Raw genomic sequence first — 23,700 nt, 5'->3', positions numbered from 1 at the left:
AGTAAATATAGGCTAATTTTTTAAAAGGAATATCACAAAAAAACCTGCGCTGGATTGCAGCGCAGGTTGTGACCAGAAGGAGAGTCGAACTCCCATACCCGAAGGCACTACCCCCTCAAAGTAGCGTGTCTACCAATTTCACCACCTGGCCGAGGATTCTGCAAAAGTACAATTTAAATCATACGGCGCAAGGCCGGGCAAATGTTTTATATCATCATTTTTTCGTTTAAAACGCCTTATTTGCCGTCAGATTACTACTTTTGAAAAGAATTACTAATTATCCTGTTACTTAAAAATGAAAAAAGTTGATGTCAACGTCATCTACTACGGGAAGCCGTATCAAACGATCATTTCGATTTTATCGCTGCTCAAAGTCAGTGGACAATACATCAATTCGGTCTACATTACCGTAGAAAACAAGCAACCTTTTGGCCATTACGGGGACGTTTATAAAGTGATCAAGGCCATTGAGCCGGTTATTCCGATCCATCTTTATTATCCTAAATCGTTTTACAATCTCGAAATCCTCGACTACGACCGCGTTAAGCATGATGCGGATTATCGGTGGACCGTTCCCTACCAGTATGCGCTCGAACATGCGCAGATGAAGTGGCTTTTTATCATGCATAATGATATGGTGTTTCATAAGGATATGATCGGGGATATGCTTCCTTTGTTCGAGGATGCAAATATGGCCGGCACCGGATCCATCGGGCAATGCTGGTCTTGTCCTGCTGCCAAGGCGCAGTTATGCGGCGGACATGTGTTTATGAAATATATTCCAAGTGCAGAAGAGGCCATCGCCGTGCACGAACAGTACGAGACGCCCAGACAGAAACGCGATCTCGAAATCCTGCATTCGGGCCGGATCCACCCGCTTCCTGAGTGTCGTTTAAATGAATATGCGTGCATGATCAATGTTGAAACTTATCGTAAAACAACATTGCCGCTGGGTGACAATGGATGCTTCGGCGGGAATTGGGAATTCACGGCGGATCTGGGCACAGGCTGGTTTCATCAAATGGTCAATCAGGGACATAAGTTTACGCATTTGTCGTTGGAAGAGTATGCCAAGCATTCCTCATTTAATCCGATCGGGCAGGGGATTATGGCTTATTCCAATCAGGATAATTATGTGCTGAGCGAGAAAAACGCGTTACAATATCTTGTCGGGAATTACGGCACGGACGCTTCACTGGATTCAAAAACAGCATTGAAAGCCGGGTTGATTGAGCAGAAATTCCGGTTTCGGGATTTCCGCCGTAAAATCATCCCGACTGCCAAGAATATCGTAAAGTCGATCATTCGGCGTTAAAATTTGTTGACGGGCCAGCTGGCGGATTTGTTCTATTTTCAGGAAAAGGTGACGCATATTTTTGAGGTATAATTTTCAAAAATTGCGACATGAACCAGCATACAAACCTTCAACCTAAAAATACGATGAATGAATTTTATTTCGCCAGCCTCGTCCTATCCGCCCTGCTTACCGGACTTTCGGCAGGATTGTTCTATTCTTATTCATGCTCGGTGAATCCGGGTCTGGGGAAGCTTGCTGACGCGGAATATCTCCGGGCAATGCAGGGGATCAACAAAGCCATTCTGAACCCGACCTTTTTTGCGTCATTTATGGGTTCGATTGTAATGCTCACGCTTGCGGGCTGGCTTAGTTATTCGGGACAGCATGTATTTCAATTTAAAATGCTGCTTACCGCGACCGTGATTTATGTTGTCGGCGTATTCGGACTAACGGTTATGGGCAACGTGCCGCTGAATGATGCACTGGCAAGCTTCGATGTTAGCAGCGCAACAGCAAGTGAAATTGCGCAGCAACGGACCTTGTTTGAGCAACCATGGAACAAATTTCATGCAATCCGCACATTATCCGCCGTAGCAGCTTTTGTTTTCACCTTGCTGGCTTTTTACAAACTCAAATAGAAAGGAGCGATCCTTTCTATTTGAGAAAATCCCCAGAAATGTTACGCATTAATAAGCGTGTGTCGGGTGTTGTGCGGCTTGAAGTTTATGATAAGTGTAATATGACACCATTAATACGGCCAGAACGATTAGCGGGAATACGGAATTGAAGCCAAATCCATCCACCACGGTATTGCTGATGCTGGCACAAAGGAAGTCGAAGACAAATCCTGCATATGCCCATTCTTTTAGCCGTGCAGGCACTTTTGGTAACATGATTGCCAAAGAGCCTGCCACTTTGAAAGCGGTGATCATAGGGCCGAAATACTCCGGGTAACCTAAATGCCGGATTCCTTCGCGGGCCATTTCGGTTTGCGATGTGAGTGCAGGCATTACGCCTTCAAACAAAAAGATCAATGTTGTTGAAATCCAGAAAATAATGCGGGTCGTTTTCATGACAGTAAATGTTTGACGATTAAAAGTTTGTTTTTGTTGATACAAACCTACCGCATATTTTACCGACCGACGCAGTGTAAATACGACGAATAAGAGGGTGCTTTGCGACAATTTTTTCAAGACAACTTATACTCCCAGTTTCTTTCGGATGGCTTCTTTGTCGGCGTCGGTTTTTGCCAGGGACAGGGCTGTTAGCCAGTGCAGTCTTGCTTTATCATCGTTCAGGCCACTGTAAAGCTCGCCGAGCAGCGCATAATAGAAGTGATTTTCGGGCAAATTCAGCCTTTCAGCTTCGGCAATGGCCACCTCTTTCCCTCTGACTTTTGCCACGGCATAAGTGCGGTTGAGCGCCGCAACAGGGGAGTACTCTCTTTGTAATAACTGATTATAGAGGTGTAAAATCCCTTCCCACTTCTCGGGGCTGTCGGACTGCTGTGTGTGCCATGCGGCGATGCCAGCTTCGAGGTGATACCTGGATAATTTACTTCCCTGGGCGGCCATACTCAGGAAATAACCGCCTTTGTTGATCAGGTCCGTGTTCCAAAGGCTTGAATCCTGTTCGTCATAAAGAATAATTTCACCATTACCATTCATTCTGGCGTCAAAACGAGATGCGTGAAAACACATCAGAGCAAGCAGCGCATTAACTTGCGGTTTGTTGGTATCCGGATTCTCAATCAGCATCGTGCAAAGCCTCATTGCTTCCAGACAAAGCTCTTTCCTTAATGTATTGTTCTGACTGACTGAATAATAACCTTCATTGAAAAGCAGATAAATGGTCGTCAGGACTTGTTCCAGCCGGGCGTCGATTTCCAATGGCGGCGGCAGTTCGATCTGCACTTTTTCTTTACGCAGCTTTTCTTTTGCCCTGAAAAGTCGTTTGTTAATCACCTCTTTATTGGTCACAAAAGCAGTTGCAATTTCATCAATCCCAAAACCGCAAAGAATGCGAAGGGAAAGACCGATCTGCGCTTCGCGGGAAATGGCTGGATGACAAACCGCAAACATCATTTGCAGCTGGCTATCATTAATGTTTTGTAATGAAAGGTCAATGTCGTCGCCGGCAGCTTGCGGTTCAATATTTTTCAGTCCGGGTGCGATATTATCCCGAAAGATCGACTCGCGGTGCAGATAATTCTTCGCTTTGTTTTTGGCTGTATTATAAAGCCATCCCGCCGGATTAGGCGGGAGGCCTTCTAATCCCCAGGCTTGCATGGCCACCTGGAACGTTTCACTCGCAATGTCCTCCGCAATTTCAATTTCCCGAAAACCAAAATGCCTGCATAGCACCGACACGATTTTCCGGTATTCGGTCCTGAATAAATGTGGGATTATTGGTTCGTGGTTTGTCATTGGGCTAGCTTTCGTGCACGGAAACAATTTTGCGCACTTCCACGCTGTTGCCTTCACCTTTCAAAATGGGGCATTTTTGTGCCATTTCAACGGCTTCGTCCAGGCTGGCCGCTTTGATAATGATAAAGCCGGCGACTGATTCTTTAATTTCCACGAACGGGCCATCGGTTATCATATCATTAAATTTGAGCACCTTACCTTCCACGGCCAGGCCTTTACCGCCACTGAATTTATTCTGCGCAGCAATGCCGCCCACCCAGTCGTGATATTGTTTCATATAGCCTTCCATTTGCTCGGGCGATGGCTGAGCCTCTTTTGTAAGTAAATCCAACCGCATGATCACAATGTACTCTTCCATATTTTTTCAATTTTATAGTTAATGATATATAATTTATACGCCCACTACAAATGAGTTTTGGCAAATGGGACATTCCTGCAAAAATATTTTTTACAGCCCTTTTATGAACTCATTATAGAAATAGGTGATTTCATTGAAAGGACCCATTGTTAACAGAAATCGACGTAAGAAATGGAATTAGGAATTAGTTCGTTTGGTGAAATAACGCCGGATGGTGTGGCCGGAAGAGCCGTTAATGCACATGCAAGAATGCTGGAATTGCTGGAAGAAATCAAACTGGCGGACGAAGTAGGGCTCGATGTTTTCGCATTAGGCGAACACCATCGCCCCGACTTTTTAATCTCTGCGCCAGAAGTTATCCTAGCAGCCGCTGCGGCAATGACCAAAAACATCAAGCTTTCCAGTGCGGTAACCGTACTAAGCTCAGCGGATCCGGTGCGGGTTTATCAGAATTTTTCAACGCTTGACCTGATTTCCAGCGGTCGGGCAGAGATCCTGGCCGGACGCGGCTCTTTCATTGAGTCGTTCCCGTTATTTGGCTACAACTTGAATGATTACAACACGCTTTTTACCGAAAAACTGGATTTGCTCCTTAAAATAAACCAGAACGAAAAAGTAAGCTGGCAGGGTAAGCACCGTGCGGGCATCGATAATCTGGGTGTATATCCGCGAGCTTATCAGTCCGCATTGCCGGTTTGGATTGCCGTAGGAGGCACACCTGGCTCGGCGATTCGAGCAGGAAAGCTTAATTTACCAATGACGCTGGCAATATTAGGCGGGCCGCCGGATCGTTTTGTGCAGTTTGCTGAGTTGTATCGAAATGCCGCTAAGGAAGCCGGACATGATGTTAGCCAGTTGCAATTGGCAATAAACACGCAGTTTTATGTGGCAGACAATTCCCAGCAAGCCGCTGATGAATTTTTCCCGCCTTATCAGTTACTGATGAACCGGGTAGGTAAGGAGCGGGGCTGGTCGCCGATGACGCGCGAGCAATACGAATACAGCAGGCAATCTGGACCGTTAATGGTGGGAAGCCCGCAGGAGATCATTGACAAGATTTTAAGGCTGCACGAGCTTTTTGGCAATACAAGATATCTCGCGCAAACGGTTGGCAGCAACGATCTTTCCCATCAGAAAAACTTGCGGGCCATCGAGCTGTTCGGGACGGTGATTGCCCCGGCTGTCCGAAAGGCGTTGGCGGTTAAGGCATAAAAAAAGGGATGTGGCAGTGAGCCACATCCCTTTTTTGTCATCTCTGTAATCTTAACGCACTTTGAAGAAACGCAGGTTCATTTCCTGATCGCCGTAGTAGACTTTAAGGAAATAATGTCCGTCGTTTAGTCCCGTTACGTTAACCGGAAGTTTATTTTTCCCGGCAATGATATCCTGTTCGATCGTATTCAATTTGATTCCGCTCATGTTGTAAGTTTCAACTTTGCCTCTTCCGGCTGATTTTGAAACAAATTCAACATTAATCAAATCTCTCACCGGGTTTGGTGATACAATCGCCTGGGTGATCGCATCATAACGAACTGTGATAATGCGGCTCGACAGGAATGTTCCGTCTTCGTCGATCATTTTCAGCTGGTAGTAGTTATTTCCGAAAAGCGGTGTTTTGTCAGTGAATTTGTATTCACCGATGCGTTTGTCAGACAAAGGCATTGCTCCGATTACATTAGCCACTTTCAACTGGTTGTCATAGCGGATGATTTCAAAACCTTTACCATCTTTTTCGTCTGTAACATTCCATGAAAGCGCCACGCCTTCTTCTACTGCTGAACCGTCAAATCTCGCAACCTTGATCGGCAATGGATCGCCAACGCTGAAGCCCATTGTCTGAACGGCAGACTTACAAGAACCGCCTTCAATTTGCAAGGTGTAGTTTCCTTTGTCAAGTCTTGCGTAAGTGATCTTTGGACGGTCGCTGGTCAGGTTAACCCTTGCAGAGCGCATCATCGAATTTCCTCTCATGATTTTCCAGTCGATACTTGCCACATTGTTTCCGTGGAAGTTGAACACCAGTTCTGTTTCTGTTTGGTTATAAATGGATTTCAATTCAGGACCAAGTTCGCATGGAAGACGGTTGTCCGTTGTAATGATGTCAAACGTTTTCGAACTCACGGAAGAAACGCAGTCACCACCTTCGATTTCCAAAGTATAGTTTCCGATTGTCTGAGCAGGGAAACTGATTACCGCGCTATTGGAAGTCAGGTTGCCCGTTTTTCCGTTGGCTACTGTGTTACCAGCCTTTTTCAGCCTCCATGTAAGGTTTGGAATGTTTGTTCCGCTGAAGTTAACTGTCAGGCCAACCGTAGAAGCATTAGTGATCGTCGTGATCGTTGGACCGCCGCTGCAATTAGGAAGCGTTACATTGAAATTCGAAGTGCTGACAGTAGAAGCGCAGTTACCGCCTTCAATTTCCAGCGAATAAGTACCAACCGCCAATGCTGCGAATGTAATCGAAGCAGAGTTGGAACCCAGGTTGCCTGTTGTTCCATTCGCCAATGTCGATCCGCCTTGTTTGATCCTCCATGTCAGGGTAGAAACGCCTGAACCGTTGAAATCAACCGTCAATCCCGTTTTGGAAATGTTTTTGATGGCTGAAATGGTTGGTCCGCCCGGGCAATTAGCCTGGCCGACAGCGAAAGTTTTTGAGCTAACCGAAGAAGAACAATCACCGCCTTCGATTTCTAAGGTATAATTTCCGGCACCGATCGCTTCGAAGGAAATGTTAACGACTGATGAAGTCAACGTTCCTGTTTTACCATTGCGAACAGTTGTTCCGCCTGATTTAATTCTCCATGTAATGTTTGGAATACCATTGCCATCGAATTGGAAACGCAAGGCAGTGGAGGAAATGTTGCTAACTGTGCCAAGTGTCGGGCCGCCAGGGCAAGTTCCAGGATTAAGTGTAAAGTTGGAAGAGCTAACCGAAGATGAGCAATCGCCACCCTCAATTTCGAGTGAGTAAGTTCCTGCACCAAGACTTGCAAATGTTATTGAAGCCGAATTGGAGCTTAGATTTCCTGTTTTGCCGTTTCTAACCACATTACCACCTTGTTTAACGCGCCAGGTCAGGTTTGGAATTCCTGAACCGCTGAAATCCACCGTAAGTCCCGTTGCCGAAACATTCTTAACGCTGGAAATAGTCGGCCCACCAGCACAATTTGGTTTGGATACTGTGAAGTTTGACGAGCTAACCGAAGAAGTACAATCACCACCTTCAATTTCCAGTGAGTAAGTACCGGCAGCCAGGCTTGCAAATGTGATAGATGCTGAATTTGAACTTAAATTTCCTGTTTTGCCATTTGCAACCGTGGTACCGCCTTGCTTGATACGCCAGGTCACACTGGAAACACCTGAACCATTAAAATCAACTGTCAAGCCTGTTGAGGAAATGTTCTTAATGGTAGCAATCGTTGGTCCGCCCGGGCAGTTCGTTGAGCCAACCGTAAAGGTTTTTGAGCTCACAGAAGAAGTACAGTCGCCACCTTCAATTTCTAATGTATAATTTCCGCCAGCCAGTGCAGTGAATGAAATGTTAACAAGCGCAGAAGTCAATCCAGGTGTTTTTCCGTTACGCACCACCTCAGAACCGGATCTGATTCTCCAAGTAATGTTGGGAATTCCATTTCCATCAAATTGGAAACGTAAGCCGGATGCCGAAATGTTGCTGATCGTGCCCAATGTAGGTCCGCCAGGGCAAGTTCCGGGATTTACTGTAAAGTTGGAACTGCTAACCAATGATGAACAATCACCACCCTCAATTTCGAGTGAATAAGTTCCTGCACCAAGACTTGCAAATGTTATTGAAGCCGAATTGGAGCCCAGATTCCCGGTTTTGCCATTTCTAACAACATTACCACCTTGTTTTACGCGCCAGGTTAAATTAGGGATTCCCGAACCGTTAAAATCAACTGTAAGGCCAGTTGGGGAGACATTTTTTACACTTGAAATGGTTGGGCCGTTAGCACAGTTTGGCTGAGACACTGAGAAGTTTGAAGTGCTTACAGATGATGTACAGTTTCCACCTTCGATTTCCAGTGTATAATTGCCGGTTGCTAATGTTCCAAAAGAGATAGTTGCCGAGTTAGAACTTAAATTTCCCGTTTTGCCGTTTGCTACCGTGTTAGCACCTTGTTTGATTCTCCATGTAACGCTTGAAACGCCTACGCCATTGAAATCAACCGTTAAACCTGTTGAAGAAACATTCTTAATGCCGGAAATACTTGGTCCGGATGGGCAGTTCGTTGAGCCAACAGAGAATGATTTGGAGCTGACAGAAGAATTACAATCACCGCCCTCGATTTCCAGAGTATAACTTCCGCCGCTCAATGCAGAGAATGAAATGTCAACAAGCGAAGAAGTCAGGCCAGGTGTTTTTCCGTTACGTACTACCTCAGAACCGGATGTTATTCTCCATGTAATGTTAGGAATGCCGTTTCCGTCAAATTGGAAGCGCAAACCGGATGCTGAAATATTGCTGATCGTGCCCAGTGTAGGTCCGCCAGGGCAGGTTCCCGGAACGATAGTGAAGTTTGAAGTGCTGACAGAAGAGTTGCAATCACCACCTTCGATTTCCAATGAATAAATGCCAGCGCCAAGGCTGTTGAATGAAATAGAGGCGGAATTTGAAGTCAGATTACCAGTTTTGCCGTTTCTGACAACATTTCCACCTTGTTTCACGCGCCATGTCAAATTAGGAACGCCGGAACCGTTGAAATCAACCGTAATAGCGGTTGGTGAAACATTTCTTACACCAGATATTGTTGGGCCGCTTGGGCAGTTTGCCTGGTTCACCGAAAATGACGCAGAGCTTACCGACGAAGCGCAGTCGCCGCCTTCAATTTCCAAAGTGTAGTTTCCAGCGCCAAGGGTGCTGAACGAAATGTCAACATTATTAGAAGACAAATTTCCCGTTTTGCCAGAGCGAATTACATTGTTGCCCGATTTTATTCTCCAGTCGATGTTAGGAATGCCGTTGCCTGAATATGCGAAACGAAGGCCTGTTTGCGAAACGTTACTTACAGTTCCTAATGTAGGGCCTCCAGGGCAATTAGGCTCAGGGTTGCCGACTGAATCCGGATTCTTCGGCAGCTCGTTCCAGAAGCAGCTTAACACCTCCGTGTAGTTTAATGAAAAACCCATGTTCGGGTTCATGAAGCTCCCGTTTTCACCGTCGATCGTCTGACGGATCAGGCCCATTGAAATGGCATCGCGGCTGTATGTATTGGTTTCACGGTGAAAATTCACACGCAGCAAACCATCTTTAATGATCGCATATTGAAACGTTCTCACACCATCGCCTCCACGGAATGTACCAAGCATCAGCCCATCTGTGATAGGCTTGTTGTTACATGGGATCATGTTGCCTTGCTGCGTTCCCAGGTAATTGTTACCCATTGTACTTGGGTCGATGGAATTGATACATGAGTTAACAATCCGGTTTCCCTCTGTATTATTTGGAAACTTGTTGTTATCCATGTGCAATAGAATAGCCGTGTTGTCGAATGCCTGATTTTTACGGCTAGGGTCTGGGTTACCGTCCCATCTAATGTAGATCCTGTTCTGATGGATGATCGTGTACACCGGCTTTCCGCCGACATTTCCCAGCATCTCATCGTGAGTCCATACCATTGGCTGAGATGTTCCAGGTTTCGTTCCGCAGGTCACCTGCGACGCCACGGCCATCTGCTCTTTCCGTAACGCATCATCCGAGGTTGCCGCCATAAGGCCCAGCAACCCGCTCGCGAAAATTAACTTCTGTAAAAATTTCATCAATTTTAATCGGGTAAATGTGAAGAATTAAATTGTATGGGTTAAAAAATGCGTAAACAAGACTTCGAAATGACGAAGTTTATCGTTTTCAGGTGAAAGGGGCGAGCCCTGATTTGAAAATTTTAATGGAAGAGTGTAACTCCTTGACAAAGAGTATCTAATCGACTTGAGCAATTTATTTTATCACAAATAGAATATGTTTGTAGAACTTTAATCCTTCGAAATGTAGTAATAATTTATTTAGTAACAAGAGGGAAAAACAAAAATTATGGATAGGAGATTGGACCTTTAAATAAATAGTTCCATCGTTCACATATAATTTTCCCGACAAAATCAGCCTCTGTGCGCTCAATGCCTCATTTTGCTTCGAGGAAGAGAAAATTTCGCCCTCCTGAAATTTTTTTTGGCACGCCATATGTCTTTAAAACAGAAGGTTACATCTGCCAGGCAGTACAGATACATAAAAACTTTCTTTCACGATTTGGAAGGATATTATTAAAGTGTACCTTTGCACCACGATTGAGGAAAGGGACACGAGGAAAGTAGCTGACGCTGGCAGTTCAATTAGCAAAAAATAGGATTCCGTAGCTCAGCTGGTAGAGCAATACACTTTTAATGTATGGGTCCTGGGTTCGAATCCCAGCGGGATCACTTGAAGAAATAACAAAAAGCATCAAAAGCCTGCAAATCAACAGATTAGCAGGCTTTTTTCTTGTTCAGGTTATACCAAAATATTCAAGTTCCTACAAATTTTGGTGAGTTATTCGGTGAGTTCGAAAATCTGCAAATTTTACTCACTGGAATCGCTACATCTTAGCGTTAAGCTATGCTTCATACAGTCACAGCCATGTTTCCAAGTATCAAATACCCCCGGAAAGCATCGTCAACGAGCGGCAAACCTGCCCATTAGCCAGTTAATGGCATCATAGCCCCCCTTGATTGTCACTAAACGACATAAAAATTTCTCTGCCCGACGATAGATTTGTGTTGGAAAATAATTATCATTCAACACAAACAAATTACAATCAAATGAGAAAGCTGGTTTTATTTGCGCACATGTCCCTCGATGGTTTTGCCGGTGATATCAACGGTGGCCTCGGCTTTTTGACTTACAATGAAGAGCTGCAACAATTTGCGGACGAACTGGTTAAAACCGTGGGCGCTCCGGTGTATGGCAAGAACACTTACCATTTAATGGAAGGTTACTGGCCGACCGTACTGAACGACCCTAATGCCAATGGACATGCACTTGCCCATGCGAAATGGGTGCAGGAAATTCCAAAAATTGTTTTCTCGACAACATTGGAAAGTGCGGATTGGAATAACACCACTCTTATTAAAGACAACATAGAGGAAGAGGTGAATAACCTGAAACAACAGTCGGGCAAAGACCTGGTGATATTCGGTAGCCCCGGTCTCGCCAAAAGTCTGATGAATCTCGGATTGATAGACGAGTATCAGATCACCCTGCATCCCGTGATCATGGGTGCAGGAATCAGTCTGTTCGAGGGCAATACACAGATGAGCAATTTGAAACTTCTGGAATCAAAAACGCTGGGTTCTGGCGTAGTTACATTGCATTACACGAATCGATGAGCCGATCCATTGTTTAAGTGATTTAACATTCCAAAGGGAATCAGATAGAAATAGATTTTAACTATTAAAATATAGAATTAATCGATTGTGATTATCCTTTTCAAAATCATAACTTGCCTTCCTGCAATATAAAGATCGCAGGAGAATGTATTAAAATCATGAACTTGTAACAATGGAAAAAGACTCAAACGACATTGGCAAATGCCCCTTCCTTAATGGCACAATGAGCCACAATGTGGGCGGAGGCGGCACCAGGAACCGTGATTGGTGGCCCAATCAGTTGAAACTTAGCATTTTGCGCCAGCATTCGCCTAAAACGAACCCGCTGGAACCGGATTTTGATTATGCCGAGGCATTCAAAAGTCTGGATTTGCATGCCGTGAAAGCTGATTTGCATGCGCTTATGACGGATTCACAGGATTGGTGGCCAGCGGATTTTGGACATTATGGGCCGCTTTTCATCCGTATGGCGTGGCATAGCGCAGGAACTTACCGCGTATTTGACGGTCGTGGTGGCGGTGGTTCCGGACAACAGCGTTTTGCACCGCTGAATAGCTGGCCGGATAATGTGAGTCTCGATAAGGCCCGCCGTTTGCTATGGCCTATCAAGCAAAAATATGGACAAAAACTTTCCTGGGCCGATTTGATGATCCTGACAGGAAACGTGGCCCTGGAATCCATGGGCTTCAAAACATTCGGTTTCGCCGGCGGGCGTGCAGATGTTTGGGAACCTGATGAAGACGTTTACTGGGGTGCGGAAACCACCTGGTTGGGTAATGACGAACGTTACGCAAATGGTGTGGCAGGCGTTGCTGGTCATGGCGTTGTTTCATCGGATGAAGATCCGGGACAAGGCATCCACTCGCGCACTCTCGAAAAACCCCTTGGTGCTGCACATATGGGCCTCATTTATGTGAATCCGGAAGGGCCTGACGGAAATCCGGATCCGGTTGCTGCTGCAAAGGACATCCGTGACACATTTGGCCGCATGGCCATGAATGATGAAGAAACAGTTGCCCTGATCGCGGGCGGACACAGTTTTGGTAAAACCCACGGTGCCGCGCCGTCTGAACATGTAGGCAAGGAGCCCGAGGCTGCTGATGTGGAATCGCAGGGGTTGGGTTGGAGCAACAGTTTTGGTTCGGGTAGGGGAGCTGATACAATTACGAGTGGCCTGGAAGTGACCTGGACCACAACGCCAACGCAATGGAGCAACAATTTTTTCGAAAATCTTTTTGGTTTCGAATGGGAATTGACCAAAAGCCCGGGCGGTGCGCATCAGTGGGTTGCTAAAAATGCAGGGAACATTATCCCGGATGCATACGACAGCTCGAAGAAGCACGCACCAACGATGTTAACGACCGATCTGGCGTTAAGACTCGATCCCGCTTACGAAAAAATATCAAGGCATTTCCTGGAAAACCCAGATGCATTTGCTGACGCATTTGCTCGCGCTTGGTTCAAGTTAACACACCGTGATATGGGACCGCGCGCACGTTACCTGGGCCCGGAAGTGCCGGCAGAAGTGCTGATCTGGCAAGATCCCATTCCGGCTATTGACCATGCATTGATTGACGAAACCGATATTGTTGCGTTGAAATCAAACATTCTGGCATCTGGTTTAAGCGTCTCAGAGCTGGTTTCGGCAGCTTGGGCTTCGGCTTCAACATTCCGTGGTTCCGACAAGCGTGGTGGTGCAAACGGCGCACGCGTTCGTCTGGCTCCTCAAAGGGATTGGAAAGTAAACAATCCTGCTCAGCTGCAAAAAGTGCTGGGGACGCTGGAAAGCATTCAGGGGGAGTTTAATAGCAACCAATCATTTGGCAAGAAAGTCTCACTGGCCGATTTGATCGTCCTGGCAGGCAGCGCAGCTGTTGAGAAAGCTGCGAGCGATGCCGGACATGCTGTCAGCGTTCCTTTTACGCCGGGCCGCATGGATGCTTCCGCGGCGCAAACAGACATTGAATCAGTTAGTTATCTGGAACCGGCAGCCGATGGTTTCCGGAATTATCGGGGCAGCACTTACTCGGTTTCAACCGAAGAATTGCTAATCGATAAGGCACAATTGCTTACGCTGACTGCACCGGAGTTAACCGTTCTGGTAGGTGGAATGCGCGCATTGAGCACAAATTTCGATGGTTCTAAAAATGGCGTCTTCACAGCCCGCCCAGGACAGCTTAGCAACGATTTCTTTGTGAACCTGCTGGATATGAATACGGCATGGAAAGCCATGGGCGAAGACAAGGAGCTTTATTTGGGAAGTGACCGAACATCCGGTCAGCCTAAATGGACCGCCACCCGTGCCGATCTCGTTTTCGGATCGAACTCGGAACTACGCGCAATTGCGGAGGTGTACGCAAGTGCCGACGCCCAAGGCAAATTCGTAAAAGACTTCGTGGCAGCCTGGACGAAAGTCATGAATCTGGACAGGTTCGACCTGGCTTGATCTGGCGATCACGTATATTAAAAGGGATGTCTCAGTCACGAGACGTCCCTTTTTTGATACATTCAAACTTTGATATGCTGTTCTCCGGTGGCGATCTCACCGTGAAAATGTATCCGCTTGCGAGATCATAAAGGCAGCTCCACAAAAAACGTAGTCCCGGTGTCCTTAGATTCGAACCAGATTGTTCCGCCGTGGGATTCTACAATTTGTTTGCAAATGGAAAGACCGATTCCGTAGGATTGCTCCCCGGCCGTTCCCGATCTTTTTGCATTGTTTAATGGAAGAAAGATCTGGTCTTTCAAACTTTCAGGTATACCAATTCCATTGTCTTCCACAGACAACAAAACTACGTCGCTTTGCCGCTGCAGATTAATTTTAATCGTGCTGCCCGACTGTGAAAATTTGATGGCATTGCTCAACAGGTTACAGAAAACCCGCCAGATTTTTTCCCTGTCGACCGGCACTGTAACGGGTTCATAATGATAATGGAGCTTCTGCTGCTTCTCGCTCGCTTTGTGACTTAGCATATCAATGCAGGATTGCACGATTTCTTGCAGGGCAACATCACTCTTCGCAATCCGCTCGCGGTCCGATGTCGACTCCAGTATCTGACTGATGAGTGTATTGGCCTTTCCCGCCGACAGCTGTATGCCGGATATGAGCTCACCTTGCTCTTCGGAAGGGGTTTCGTCCCAAAAAACCATGTGAGATGCAGAAATGATAGCGGCAATGGGGTTGCGCAGATCATGTGCTACAATTTTCAAGACATGCTCATTTTCTATTTCCGACTGCTCCAATGCATTGACCGTATCCTGCAAAACAATGTTACTCTTGGTTATCACCTTGTTCAATTCCGTAACAGCTTTTAAATTGACGATACTTTTCCGGGCATTCCGCCAGATGAGGTATGCAATGGTGGCAAGCGTTATAGACAGTAAGATGGTAAAACTCAAAAACAACTTTTCCCGCTCGTCTTTTTCATTTTCCAACTCAATCTCATGCTCGCGCTGAACTTGTTGCAGTTGTTGGCCAACATCGCTCCGGTTCTCCACATTTTTGGCGAGCTTGGCCACGCGGTCCGCTTCCAGGCTGGCAATCAGCAGTTTCCCGGCTTCCTCAAATCGGCCCTGCCCATATAGGATCGACGCCTGCATTTTTTGTAACATAATAGCATTCGCAGCATTGTTGGATGTTCCGGGCTGTGTTTTAAGGATTTGAAGCTGCGCCTCGGCCTCGCTGAATTGCTTTGTCTCGATATATATTTTTGCCAGCAACTGCCGCGATTCCCGTTCCACTTCAATGGACCAGTCAATCTCATCGTCATGGAGCAGACAGCTTTTTACGAGTCTTTCCGCAGTTTGCATATCGCCTTTTATCGCATAGGCCTCTGCCTGATTCCTGACGATTACAATGTTGGCGAACTTGATAAAATTCTTTTCCTTGGGAAATTCAGCTGCGTGATTGTTGATGAAAACCTTCGCCTTTTGAAAGTAATTTAAAGCAGTGTCGGTATCATTTAATAAAAGATATGCCATGCCAATGTTTCGCAAGGCGCCCTGCATTTCAATGAATTCCAGCTGAAAGTTACCCGATTGCCCACATTCAGCCAATTCTTTCATTTCGTGTTCCCAATATTCAATGGCTTGGTAATAGTTTTCCTCATTATAAGAAATATTTGCAATTCTGCTGCTGTAACGGGCGCATTCACACGTTTTGCCCAAGGCGCTCAAAAAGGATTTTCCATGATAGTAATTGCGGTATGCCTGGTAAAACCTTTTCTGTTTCAGCAAATCATCTCCCTTCAATAGCAGGGCTTTGGAATATTCGATGGGATATTGTTCGCGAATCTGGTTTGTTGGAAATAGTCGTAAAAGGCTGTCGGTGTAGGCCAGCGCATTTTCGTTCAAGGTAGAATCCCTGTGACTGAGCACTTTCATGAACTTATAATAGCGCATCCTGTCACCCAGGCTGAGGCCGCCAAGCGTCAACGTCAGCGAATCAAAGGACTGAATGGCTCTTTTTACGCCGATTTTCCGCGCATTGCGATCCAGACTGTCGATCCATACATTCATCTGCTTTTCATGATCAACAGTCCCGGATTCTTTGCATCCTGTAAAGCCCCAGATCAATACGAATAACCAAAAAATAGTACTGCCTTCATATAAATGTGTGAGATGATAGAAGTAATTCTTCATTAGTAGAATATGTTTAGCAATAGGACGCTACCAACAAAGCAACCTTTAAAAAAATTTACTGAAAAATTTGCGTAGCTAAATGACTACACTTATATTCGTAGCCAAATAACTACATAATGAATTTAAGACGAGACGTATTTCAGGCGATAGCAGACCCGACAAGGAGGGCGATACTTATGTTGGTTGCTACACAAACCATGACAGCAGGCGCAATAGCCGCCAACTTCGATACAGCACGGCCGACGGTTTCGAAACATTTGTCGATACTTACCGAATGTGAGCTGCTGGAACAACATCAGAACGGGAGGGAGGTTTACTATCACATTAATGCCAGGAAAATGAAAGAGGTAGCCGATTTTATAGAACCATTCCGCAATATGTGGGACGACAGGTTCAACAAGCTGGAATCGATAATGAAAAATTACAAATCCGAAAAATAATATGGAGCGCAAAACCAAAGTCCATGCCGAGGAAGGCAAACAAGAAATCTTCATTACCAGAGAGTTTGACCTGCCTTTGGATCTACTTTTCAAGGCCTATATGGAGCCTGAGATCGTGGAGCAATGGATGGGGACAAAAGTGCTGAAACTAGAAAATAAAAAGCACGGTGCCTACCAGTTTGAAACGTCTGATCCACAGGGAAATGTGGTTGTGCGGATCAATGGCGTATATCCCGAATTTATTCATGAGCAGCGGATCACGCGGACATTTGAGATGGAAAACACGCCCGGCTCGCCATTCCAGTTCGACATTCAGCTCGAATTTCTTGAATTTGAGAAGCTTACTGCGGAAACCAGTAAACTAACCATGCAGATTGTTTATAAATCGGTGGAACTCAGAGATCAAATGCTGAAAATGCCGTTCGCACAGGGTATTAATATGGCGCATAACAAATTGCAGGAAGTTGTAACCAATTTAAAATAAACAGATCATGACCAAGCGAAACAAAATCATTTACTGGATTGCGACACTCTGGCTTTCATTGGGAATGGTGTCAAGCGGTGCCGTGCAGCTTATCAAGCTGAAAGAGGAAGTGGATATGATGACGCACCTGGGTTATCCGCTCTATTTTCTGACCATTATCGGTGTTTGGAAAATGCTGGGTGTGATTGCCGTACTCATCCCTAAATTTCCATTGGTCAAGGAATGGGCATATGCCGGTTTTTTCTTTGCGATGTCGGGAGCTGTTTTCTCGCACATTGCCGCAGGCGACGGTGCCAAGGAGTTTTTTGGTCCCATATTACTCATCGTGCTGACCGTTGTGTCCTGGTATTTCAGGCCGGAGTCACGCAGGCTAAGGCCATAAAAATTCTCACTAATATTAGAATATAAATACTTACTACTTTAACATTAGTGCTCATCCGTGCATTCGTGGCTACTCTTATATTGCGACGACTACACCAATTCCAATACAAAGATGAAAAACAATAAGAAACAGCTGTCACAGGAACAAACAGACGAGCTTTTGAATACATTGAAAAGCCGTTTCGAGAAAAACATGGGGCGCCATAAGGGTTTGGAATGGAGTAAAATACAAGCCAAACTGGAAGCCGACCCTGAAAAGCTCTGGGTCCTGGACGAAATGGAAGTGACTGGAGGCGAGCCGGATGTAGTGGGTTATGATAAAAAGTCAGACGAGTACATCTTTTTTGATTGCTCAGCCGAAACCCCGAAGGACCGCAGAAGCCTTTGTTATGACCGCGCAGCGTGGGACGCCAGGAAGGCCAATAAACCGGAAGGCACGGCCATGGACAAGGCCGCCGAAATGGGCATCGAGCTTTTGACGGAAGAGGAATACCAGGAATTACAGGCAATCGGGAAGTTCGACCTGAAGACATCCAGCTGGTTGAAAACTACTGCGGACGTTAGAAAACTCGGTGGCGCGATCTTCGGTGACCGTCGCTTCGACAGGGTTTTCATTTACCACAATGGTGCCGATTCTTACTACGCAGCCAGAGGTTTTCGAGGGTCGCTCAGGGTTTAATTTTATCAAAACAACAACATATGACGCTCAAAGAAGCGCTGGATCAGCTCGAATCACTGGGCAGTGAAAAGATGCGGGAATTTAACAGGAAGCGTGGCGCGGGCGAGAACCAGTTTGGCATAACGTTGGGCGAAATCCGAGCGGTGGCAAATAAAATCAAAGAGGATCATGCATTAGCCCTGGCGCTTTGAACCTGCCGGAAATTCTCGATCGCATTGAAGCTGAAATGCCTGGCGCGCCACCGGAAGTGCAATGGACCATGAATTCCACGCTTGCAAACATTGGAATAAAGTTTCCGGAACACCGCGAACGTGCCATTGCGATAGGAGAGCGGCTTGGTGTTTTTCGGGATTACCCCGTTTCCAAGGGCTGTACTTCACCATTTGCTCCAATCTGGATCAATGAAATTGTGGGCAGGCAAGGCTGATATTTCAGGGATGCATAATTCCGGAGGATCGGCGAGTTTGATCGCATCACCCCGGGAAGGCAACATTACTTCGCAAATTTCCTGGATCCCGCAACACAAAGTATGACGCCTGCGGTGACAACAAGCATACCAGTATTCACTGGTTCGTGAAGCAATGTTGCTGCCAGTGCCAGTCCGAAGAACGGTTGCAGCAATTGCAGTTGCCCCACAGCCGCAATGCCTCCCTGCGCCAATCCGCGATACCAGAATATGAAGCCGATGAGCATGCTGAATAGCGAAACATATGCCAGGCCTACCCACGCCTCTGCGCTGATATCGCTGAGCGACGGAGGCATCAGCCAGAACATTACCGGGGTCATGAATGGCAGCGAAAGAACCAGCGCCCAGCAAATCACCTGCCATCCTCCCAATGTTTTCGAAAGTTTGGCTCCTTCTGCATAACCAAGTCCGCATAGGATAATGGCCAGCAACATAAGCAGATCGCCCACCGGCGAAGCCGAAATCCCCTGCGCAAACGCATAACCCGTCACAAGCAGGCTTCCCAGAACCGAGAAAAGCCAAAATGCGGGACGAGGCCGCTCGCTTCCGCGTATCACACCGAATATCGCCGTGCAAAGCGGCAACATTCCGACAAATACAATAGAATGTGCTGAGGTAACGTATTGCAACGCCAGCGCAGACAGGAGCGGATAACCTACCACAACGCCCAGCGAAACAATGGCCAGCGGAATAAGCTGCGCCTTCGAAGGTCGCTTCTCCCGGAAAATAAGCAGAATACAAAGGCCCAGCAGCCCGGCAATCATGGCCCGCGCAACGGTCAGAAAGAGGGGGCTGAAATCCAGAATGGCCACTTTTGTTGCGGGAAGCGAGCCGCTGAATATCAGCACACCCAGAAAACCATTCACCCAACCGCTAAAACTGGTTTCTTTTGATTTATCTAAAACAACTTTCCCAATGCTCTCCATCGTGCTTATTGATTTTATTTTCAGCAAAATTAAGAATGCTGCTTCGATAGACACAGTAACAATTTTGTGTATTTTGATGAGCACAGTTATATTTGTGCATGAACAGGGAATTTCTTTACAATGAAATAGCAAACGGAATTGCAAACCAGATCACGGCCGGCGTCCTGAAAACGGGTGATAAACTGCCGTCCGTGAGAATGTTGTGCAGAGAACACAGCATTAGCATGAACACGGCTAAACGTGTTTTTCTGGAACTTGAAGCACAATCGATGATCGATTCAAAACCGCAGTCGGGCTATTTTGTGAGCTGGGGATCGCACGCGAAACTGGCCCTTCCCGAGGTGAGCCAGCCATCTTCCGTTGCCCGATTTCAAGAGCCTGACGAGCTCATCAATAAGGTGTATGCCAATATGGGAAACGACGATTTCACGCTTTTTTCCATTGGCGTTCCCTCGCCGGAACTCCTTCCCACCGCAAAATTAAGAAAGGAGATTATCACCGCTACGCGAGAGCTGAAAGGCGGTGGCATGGCTTATGAACTTTTGCAGGGCAATGTGAAATTGCGGAGAATGATTGCAATCCGGTCCCTAGGCTGGGGAGGAAATCTGCACGAAAATGATCTCATTACCACTAATGGCGCGATGAATGCGCTGGCATTTTGTCTGATGGCGCTGGGCAAGCCCGGTGACACCATTGCGATGGAAAGCCCATGCTTTCCAGGCACATTGCAACTGGCGATCAGTCTCGGTTTCAAGGTGCTGGAATTGCCTACACATCCTGTTACAGGTTTGGAAATGGAGGCATTAAAGGAAGCCATTCCGAAAATCGATCTTTGTCTTTTGGTGCCCAATTTCAATACACCGCTGGGAAGCTGCATGCCCGAGGCGAACAAGAAGGAGATCGTTGCCTTACTATCCAAACATCAGATTCCGCTCATTGAAGACGACATTTACGGCGATCTCTATTTTGGCACGCAACGCCCCAAATGTTGTAAATCATTTGATAAGGAGGGAAATGTGCTTTGGTGTGGTTCGGTGTCGAAGACACTGGCTCCGGGTTATCGGGTAGGATGGGTGGCACCGGGAAAATACAAGGACAAACTATTAAAAATGAAGCTGGTGCATTCCATCTCCTCGCCAGCTATCGCACAGGAAGCGGTCGCCAATTTCCTGAATTCAGGTAAATACGAAAGCCATTTAAGGCAACTTCGCCGCACATTGCAGGATAACACGCAAAAGTATGTTCAGGCCATTGCCCGGCATTTTCCCGAAGGAACAAAAACAAGCAGGCCCCAGGGCGGACTTTCGATTTGGGTGGAATTGGATAAAGGCATTGACACCGCAAAACTTTATGATAGGGCAATCCAACACCAGATCAGCATTGCCCCCGGACGGATGTTCACATTACAAGACCAGTTCGAAAATTGTATGAGACTATGCGTAGGCCTGCCGTGGTCGGGGCAAATCGAAACGCAGCTCAAAAAGCTGGGAAGTTTAGTGAAGACGTTCTAATTTATACAAAATCAGTATTTTTCACCTGCTACCAAATCGGCCGTTGTGATATGGTCAGAGCAGCTTTCTTCGCAACTTGGGCCATTTAGCATTCGGGTAAACTGCCTGCAACCGGGCCTTATAGACACGAAAAACGAACAGCTTCCGTTCGGAATCGTACAGTCGGATTAGCTGAAAACGCTTTTATTAGCTGCAATGAGATTATTTTTGAATGGTATGAAAATTTTGCACAGCACGGGCATAGCGACCTAAACCGACTGTATGTTACAAAACTACTTTAAGATTGCCGTAAGAAACATCTGGAAACACCGGCTCTTTTCGATCATTAATATTTTCGGACTGGCTTCCGGACTGATGGTCTGCTTCCTTGCCATTGCGCACATCAAGGGTGCGCTCGACTACGATAACTTTCACCCAAACCGCGACCGTATTTACCGGATCGTGACGGATGTGGAGACAAAGGAAAATAGCAAAACGGCCTTTGCGACATCTCCGTTACCCATGGCCGAAACGCTCCTGGACGATTATGGTATCGTGGAAAATTCGGCAAGGGTTGTCAGGACTTACGGGGAAGTGCTGGGCAATGAGAAGCGCCTGGATTTTCTCACTTTCGCGGTCGACGCCTCTTTTTTTAAAATATTTGGTTATCAGATAGTTCAGGGCCAGGTTCCTGCCGGGCCGGGAACGGCCGTCATAAGCCAGGAAACGGCTGAAAAACTTTTCGGAAAAAAAGATCCGATAGGAGAGGTTTTGGAGCAGGAAGGCATCGCGCCTTCGATCATTACCGGTGTGATTGCCGATACAACATCCCGAAGCCATCTTCGGTTTGACATTTTATTCGCTTTGCCCAAAGAGAAAATGAGTCTTTTTGATGAGGGCAAAGGCTGGAACGAATATAGCAAAAGTTATACATATGTGCTTGTTAAACAAGGTATTTCAGAATCTCAGCTCCAAAACATTCTTCCCGCAATTGGCAAAAGAGAAAGCACTGGCCTGGCTCCTGGCGGAATAAAGTCGCTCGGCTTCCGCTCACAATCGCTCAGCAGCATTTCTCCTGCTATGGAGGAGTTAATGAACAGCACATACGAGCCGCAGATCAACGGATTAATGGTGGAAATGGGCGTGGGGCTGGTTACGCTGTTGATGGCCGCCTTCAATTATATTAATCTCACATTGGCACGATCTATGAGTCGCGCCCGCGAGGTTGGGATACGTAAAACGTCCGGGGCGCTTCGCTGGCAGCTTTTAGGCCAGTTTATGGCAGAATCGGTCATTTTGTCCCTGTTGGCATTAGGCCTTGCTTACATCATGCTAGAACTCGTTAAACCGATGGCTTTTGTGCAGCAATGGCTGATTGGTGGGGTAGTTTGGGACTGGAAATTGGGGGCGTCGTTTGTCACTTTCAGCATTGCCGCCGGATTGCTGGCCGGCCTGCTCCCCGCAAAAGTCCTCTCCAATTTCCAACCCGCAGAAGTGCTGCGCAGCCGGAATGGTCTGAAAATAATCCGGGGTATCTCCTTACGCAAAACGCTGATCGTCTTGCAGTTCAGTATTTCCCTGCTTGCGATGATCGCCCTGGTGACCATGATGCGCCAGCAATATTACATGGCAACGGGTGACTACGGGTTTCAGACTAAAAATGTGCTGAATATTCCGCTGAACAACATTCCTTATGAAAGGCTTTCCAACGAACTCACCAAACTTGCTGGAGTTGAGCATGTTTCGGGCATATCGGAACCATTCGGTCATTTTGGTGCAACGGAGCATATTAAGACCAAACGAGGAGATGAAAACACGATTCAGTCATTCATTTTCGATGTGGCGCCTGATTTTATCAAAACATTAAAACTAACACTCGTTGCCGGAAAAGATCTGCCTGAAAAATTCACTTCGGCCCGTCAGATCCTGATCAATGAAGAGGCCGTTAAAACGTTTAACCTGGGCGACAGCAGGTCGGCAGTAGGCAAATCCATCTGGCTGAATGACAGCACGGAAGCAGAAATTTCCGGCGTTGTGAAAGATTTTCGTTTTACGAGTTTTAACTGGGAAATCAAACCGCTCATTCTCAGGCCACAACTTCCCGGCCTGCGCTACATGCACGTGGCAGTCTCGCCGGGTTCGGAAGACAGGGTTTTGGCAGAAACAAAAAACATTTATACAAAACTGAATTCCTACGAAACCTTTGAAGGCAAATGGTTCGATGATTTCCTGTACGAACGGCATGCCCACATAGATGATATTAGTTTTATGGCTTTGCTGCTGGGCATTTCATTTTCAATTGCCTGCCTCGGGCTGCTCGGAATGGTCACATACAACACCCAAACGCGCATTAAGGAGGTGGGTATCCGCAAAGTGATGGGCGCCGAAGTTGCTCAGATTATCTGGCTCCTATCGCGCGACTTTGTAAAGCTACTTACGATTGCGGGCGCTGTTGCCTTACCGCTCGGCTATGTGGCTGGCTATGCGTTTCTGATGAATTTTGCATATCACGTTAACATTGGTTTCGAAACATTGGGACTTTGCTTCGGCGTGCTCCTGATCCTGGGCGGCCTGATTATCAGCACCAGAACTTACAAGGCTGCGACGGGCAATCCGGTAGAGGCGCTGGGAAATGAATAGCGCATAAAACCCTAGGTTATAAGCTTCGGATTATTTCAATTGCGATCTATTTGCGTTATTTGTATGGCTTTGATCGTCAGGTCAGAGGACCATTCTCC

20 protein-coding genes and 2 tRNA genes are annotated in these 23,700 nt (G+C 46.6%); 15 read left to right on the top strand and 7 right to left on the bottom strand.

Going from position 1 to position 23,700, the window contains the following annotated elements; translation table 11 throughout:
- Positions 1–69: 69 nt before the first annotated feature.
- Positions 70–151, bottom strand: a tRNA-Leu gene (locus NFI81_RS06920).
- A gap of 144 nt (positions 152–295) precedes the next feature.
- Between NFI81_RS06920 and NFI81_RS06915 the strand changes: the two genes are divergently transcribed.
- Both NFI81_RS06915 and NFI81_RS06910 read left to right on the top strand, forming a co-directional pair.
- Positions 296–1,315 carry a hypothetical protein gene (locus tag NFI81_RS06915; protein WP_234613255.1) on the top strand — a complete coding sequence of 340 codons (1,020 nt, stop codon included), beginning with the start codon at positions 296–298 and terminating at the stop codon, positions 1,313–1,315.
- Positions 1,316–1,404: 89 nt separating this feature from the next.
- A complete protein-coding gene (locus NFI81_RS06910; protein WP_234613256.1) occupies positions 1,405–1,935 on the top strand; it encodes an anthrone oxygenase family protein in 531 nt (176 codons plus the stop codon).
- Positions 1,936–1,983: 48 nt separating this feature from the next.
- On the opposite strand, the gene NFI81_RS06905 is transcribed toward NFI81_RS06910, so the two are convergent.
- The 3 genes from NFI81_RS06905 to NFI81_RS06895 all read right to left on the bottom strand — a co-directional run bounded on the left by NFI81_RS06905 (position 1,984) and on the right by NFI81_RS06895 (position 4,081).
- Entirely contained in the window at positions 1,984–2,370 is a 387-nt protein-coding gene (locus tag NFI81_RS06905) for a DoxX family protein (protein WP_234613257.1), read from the bottom strand.
- A 126-nt stretch (positions 2,371–2,496) separates the two neighbouring features.
- Positions 2,497–3,723 (bottom strand): RNA polymerase sigma factor, encoded by a 1,227-nt coding sequence (locus tag NFI81_RS06900; RefSeq protein WP_234613258.1) that lies wholly within the window; start codon positions 3,721–3,723, stop codon positions 2,497–2,499.
- A gap of 4 nt (positions 3,724–3,727) precedes the next feature.
- A complete protein-coding gene (locus NFI81_RS06895; protein WP_234613259.1) occupies positions 3,728–4,081 on the bottom strand; it encodes a YciI family protein in 354 nt (117 codons plus the stop codon).
- A 171-nt stretch (positions 4,082–4,252) separates the two neighbouring features.
- On the opposite strand from NFI81_RS06895, the gene NFI81_RS06890 reads away from it, so the two are divergent.
- A complete protein-coding gene (locus tag NFI81_RS06890; protein WP_234613260.1) occupies positions 4,253–5,293 on the top strand; it encodes an LLM class flavin-dependent oxidoreductase in 1,041 nt (346 codons plus the stop codon).
- Between the two features lie 51 nt (positions 5,294–5,344).
- Here the strand turns inward: NFI81_RS06890 and NFI81_RS06885 are convergent, their stop codons facing one another.
- Positions 5,345–9,859 (bottom strand): T9SS type A sorting domain-containing protein, encoded by a 4,515-nt coding sequence (locus NFI81_RS06885; RefSeq protein WP_234613261.1) that lies wholly within the window; start codon positions 9,857–9,859, stop codon positions 5,345–5,347.
- A gap of 578 nt (positions 9,860–10,437) precedes the next feature.
- On the opposite strand from NFI81_RS06885, the gene NFI81_RS06880 reads away from it, so the two are divergent.
- The 3 genes from NFI81_RS06880 (at position 10,438) to katG (ending at position 13,901) form a co-directional block, all read left to right on the top strand.
- Positions 10,438–10,510 (top strand) — tRNA-Lys (locus tag NFI81_RS06880).
- A gap of 378 nt (positions 10,511–10,888) precedes the next feature.
- Positions 10,889–11,455 (top strand): dihydrofolate reductase family protein, encoded by a 567-nt coding sequence (locus NFI81_RS06875; protein ID WP_234613262.1) that lies wholly within the window; start codon positions 10,889–10,891, stop codon positions 11,453–11,455.
- Between the two features lie 172 nt (positions 11,456–11,627).
- A complete protein-coding gene (gene katG, locus NFI81_RS06870) occupies positions 11,628–13,901 on the top strand; it encodes a catalase/peroxidase HPI (RefSeq protein WP_255717412.1) in 2,274 nt (757 codons plus the stop codon).
- A 125-nt stretch (positions 13,902–14,026) separates the two neighbouring features.
- Here the strand turns inward: katG and NFI81_RS06865 are convergent, their stop codons facing one another.
- Positions 14,027–16,096 carry a sensor histidine kinase gene (locus NFI81_RS06865; RefSeq protein ID WP_234613263.1) on the bottom strand — a complete coding sequence of 690 codons (2,070 nt, stop codon included), beginning with the start codon at positions 16,094–16,096 and terminating at the stop codon, positions 14,027–14,029.
- Positions 16,097–16,212: 116 nt separating this feature from the next.
- Between NFI81_RS06865 and NFI81_RS06860 the strand changes: the two genes are divergently transcribed.
- The 6 genes from NFI81_RS06860 (at position 16,213) to NFI81_RS06835 (ending at position 18,507) form a co-directional block, all read left to right on the top strand.
- Positions 16,213–16,536, top strand: a complete 324-nt coding sequence (locus NFI81_RS06860) for an ArsR/SmtB family transcription factor (protein WP_234613264.1) — start codon at positions 16,213–16,215, stop codon at positions 16,534–16,536.
- Between the two features lies 1 nt (position 16,537).
- Complete coding sequence (locus NFI81_RS06855; RefSeq protein WP_234613265.1) at positions 16,538–17,020, top strand: SRPBCC family protein; 483 nt, start codon at positions 16,538–16,540, stop codon at positions 17,018–17,020.
- 7 nt (positions 17,021–17,027) lie between these two features.
- The gene (locus tag NFI81_RS06850; protein WP_234613266.1) at positions 17,028–17,402 is read left to right on the top strand and encodes a DoxX family protein; all 375 of its coding nucleotides are present in this window, start codon (positions 17,028–17,030) and stop codon (positions 17,400–17,402) included.
- A 111-nt stretch (positions 17,403–17,513) separates the two neighbouring features.
- The gene (locus tag NFI81_RS06845; protein WP_234613267.1) at positions 17,514–18,080 is read left to right on the top strand and encodes a DUF4256 domain-containing protein; all 567 of its coding nucleotides are present in this window, start codon (positions 17,514–17,516) and stop codon (positions 18,078–18,080) included.
- 20 nt (positions 18,081–18,100) lie between these two features.
- Positions 18,101–18,271: a DNA alkylation repair protein gene (locus tag NFI81_RS06840; protein ID WP_234613268.1), complete on the top strand. Its 171-nt coding sequence runs from the start codon at positions 18,101–18,103 to the stop codon at positions 18,269–18,271.
- Complete coding sequence (locus tag NFI81_RS06835) at positions 18,268–18,507, top strand: hypothetical protein (protein ID WP_234613269.1); 240 nt, start codon at positions 18,268–18,270, stop codon at positions 18,505–18,507. Before NFI81_RS06840 ends, NFI81_RS06835 begins: the two co-directional genes overlap by 4 nt.
- A 65-nt stretch (positions 18,508–18,572) precedes the next feature.
- Here NFI81_RS06835 and NFI81_RS06830 read toward each other — a convergent pair whose 3' ends face one another.
- Entirely contained in the window at positions 18,573–19,526 is a 954-nt protein-coding gene (locus NFI81_RS06830; protein WP_234613270.1) for a DMT family transporter, read from the bottom strand.
- A gap of 44 nt (positions 19,527–19,570) precedes the next feature.
- Between NFI81_RS06830 and NFI81_RS06825 the strand changes: the two genes are divergently transcribed.
- From NFI81_RS06825 to NFI81_RS06820, 3 genes are all read left to right on the top strand, one after another.
- Positions 19,571–20,983, top strand: a complete 1,413-nt coding sequence (locus NFI81_RS06825) for an aminotransferase-like domain-containing protein (RefSeq protein WP_234613271.1) — start codon at positions 19,571–19,573, stop codon at positions 20,981–20,983.
- Positions 20,984–20,986: 3 nt separating this feature from the next.
- Positions 20,987–21,154 carry an SDR family NAD(P)-dependent oxidoreductase gene (locus NFI81_RS26485; RefSeq protein ID WP_374759482.1) on the top strand — a complete coding sequence of 56 codons (168 nt, stop codon included), beginning with the start codon at positions 20,987–20,989 and terminating at the stop codon, positions 21,152–21,154.
- A 90-nt stretch (positions 21,155–21,244) separates the two neighbouring features.
- Complete coding sequence (locus NFI81_RS06820) at positions 21,245–23,602, top strand: ABC transporter permease (protein ID WP_234613272.1); 2,358 nt, start codon at positions 21,245–21,247, stop codon at positions 23,600–23,602.
- Positions 23,603–23,700 lie beyond the last annotated feature (98 nt).

The organism is Dyadobacter fanqingshengii, from assembly GCF_023822005.2.
Lineage (GTDB): Bacteria > Bacteroidota > Bacteroidia > Cytophagales > Spirosomataceae > Dyadobacter > Dyadobacter fanqingshengii.
The sequence above is the reverse complement of the archived record's forward strand: the minus strand, read 5'-3'. Positions and strand labels throughout refer to the sequence as shown.

Coding starts and splice junctions, on each gene's coding strand:
- NFI81_RS06915 (WP_234613255.1), top strand. CDS start 296: ATGAAAAAAGTTGATGTCAACGTCATCTACTACGGGAAGCCGTATCAA.
- NFI81_RS06910 (WP_234613256.1), top strand. CDS start 1,405: ATGAACCAGCATACAAACCTTCAACCTAAAAATACGATGAATGAATTT.
- NFI81_RS06905 (WP_234613257.1), bottom strand. CDS start 2,370: ATGAAAACGACCCGCATTATTTTCTGGATTTCAACAACATTGATCTTT.
- NFI81_RS06900 (WP_234613258.1), bottom strand. CDS start 3,723: ATGACAAACCACGAACCAATAATCCCACATTTATTCAGGACCGAATAC.
- NFI81_RS06895 (WP_234613259.1), bottom strand. CDS start 4,081: ATGGAAGAGTACATTGTGATCATGCGGTTGGATTTACTTACAAAAGAG.
- NFI81_RS06890 (WP_234613260.1), top strand. CDS start 4,253: ATGGAATTAGGAATTAGTTCGTTTGGTGAAATAACGCCGGATGGTGTG.
- NFI81_RS06885 (WP_234613261.1), bottom strand. CDS start 9,859: ATGAAATTTTTACAGAAGTTAATTTTCGCGAGCGGGTTGCTGGGCCTT.
- NFI81_RS06875 (WP_234613262.1), top strand. CDS start 10,889: ATGAGAAAGCTGGTTTTATTTGCGCACATGTCCCTCGATGGTTTTGCC.
- katG (WP_255717412.1), top strand. CDS start 11,628: ATGGAAAAAGACTCAAACGACATTGGCAAATGCCCCTTCCTTAATGGC.
- NFI81_RS06865 (WP_234613263.1), bottom strand. CDS start 16,096: ATGAAGAATTACTTCTATCATCTCACACATTTATATGAAGGCAGTACT.
- NFI81_RS06860 (WP_234613264.1), top strand. CDS start 16,213: ATGAATTTAAGACGAGACGTATTTCAGGCGATAGCAGACCCGACAAGG.
- NFI81_RS06855 (WP_234613265.1), top strand. CDS start 16,538: ATGGAGCGCAAAACCAAAGTCCATGCCGAGGAAGGCAAACAAGAAATC.
- NFI81_RS06850 (WP_234613266.1), top strand. CDS start 17,028: ATGACCAAGCGAAACAAAATCATTTACTGGATTGCGACACTCTGGCTT.
- NFI81_RS06845 (WP_234613267.1), top strand. CDS start 17,514: ATGAAAAACAATAAGAAACAGCTGTCACAGGAACAAACAGACGAGCTT.
- NFI81_RS06840 (WP_234613268.1), top strand. CDS start 18,101: ATGACGCTCAAAGAAGCGCTGGATCAGCTCGAATCACTGGGCAGTGAA.
- NFI81_RS06825 (WP_234613271.1), top strand. CDS start 19,571: ATGAACAGGGAATTTCTTTACAATGAAATAGCAAACGGAATTGCAAAC.
- NFI81_RS06820 (WP_234613272.1), top strand. CDS start 21,245: ATGTTACAAAACTACTTTAAGATTGCCGTAAGAAACATCTGGAAACAC.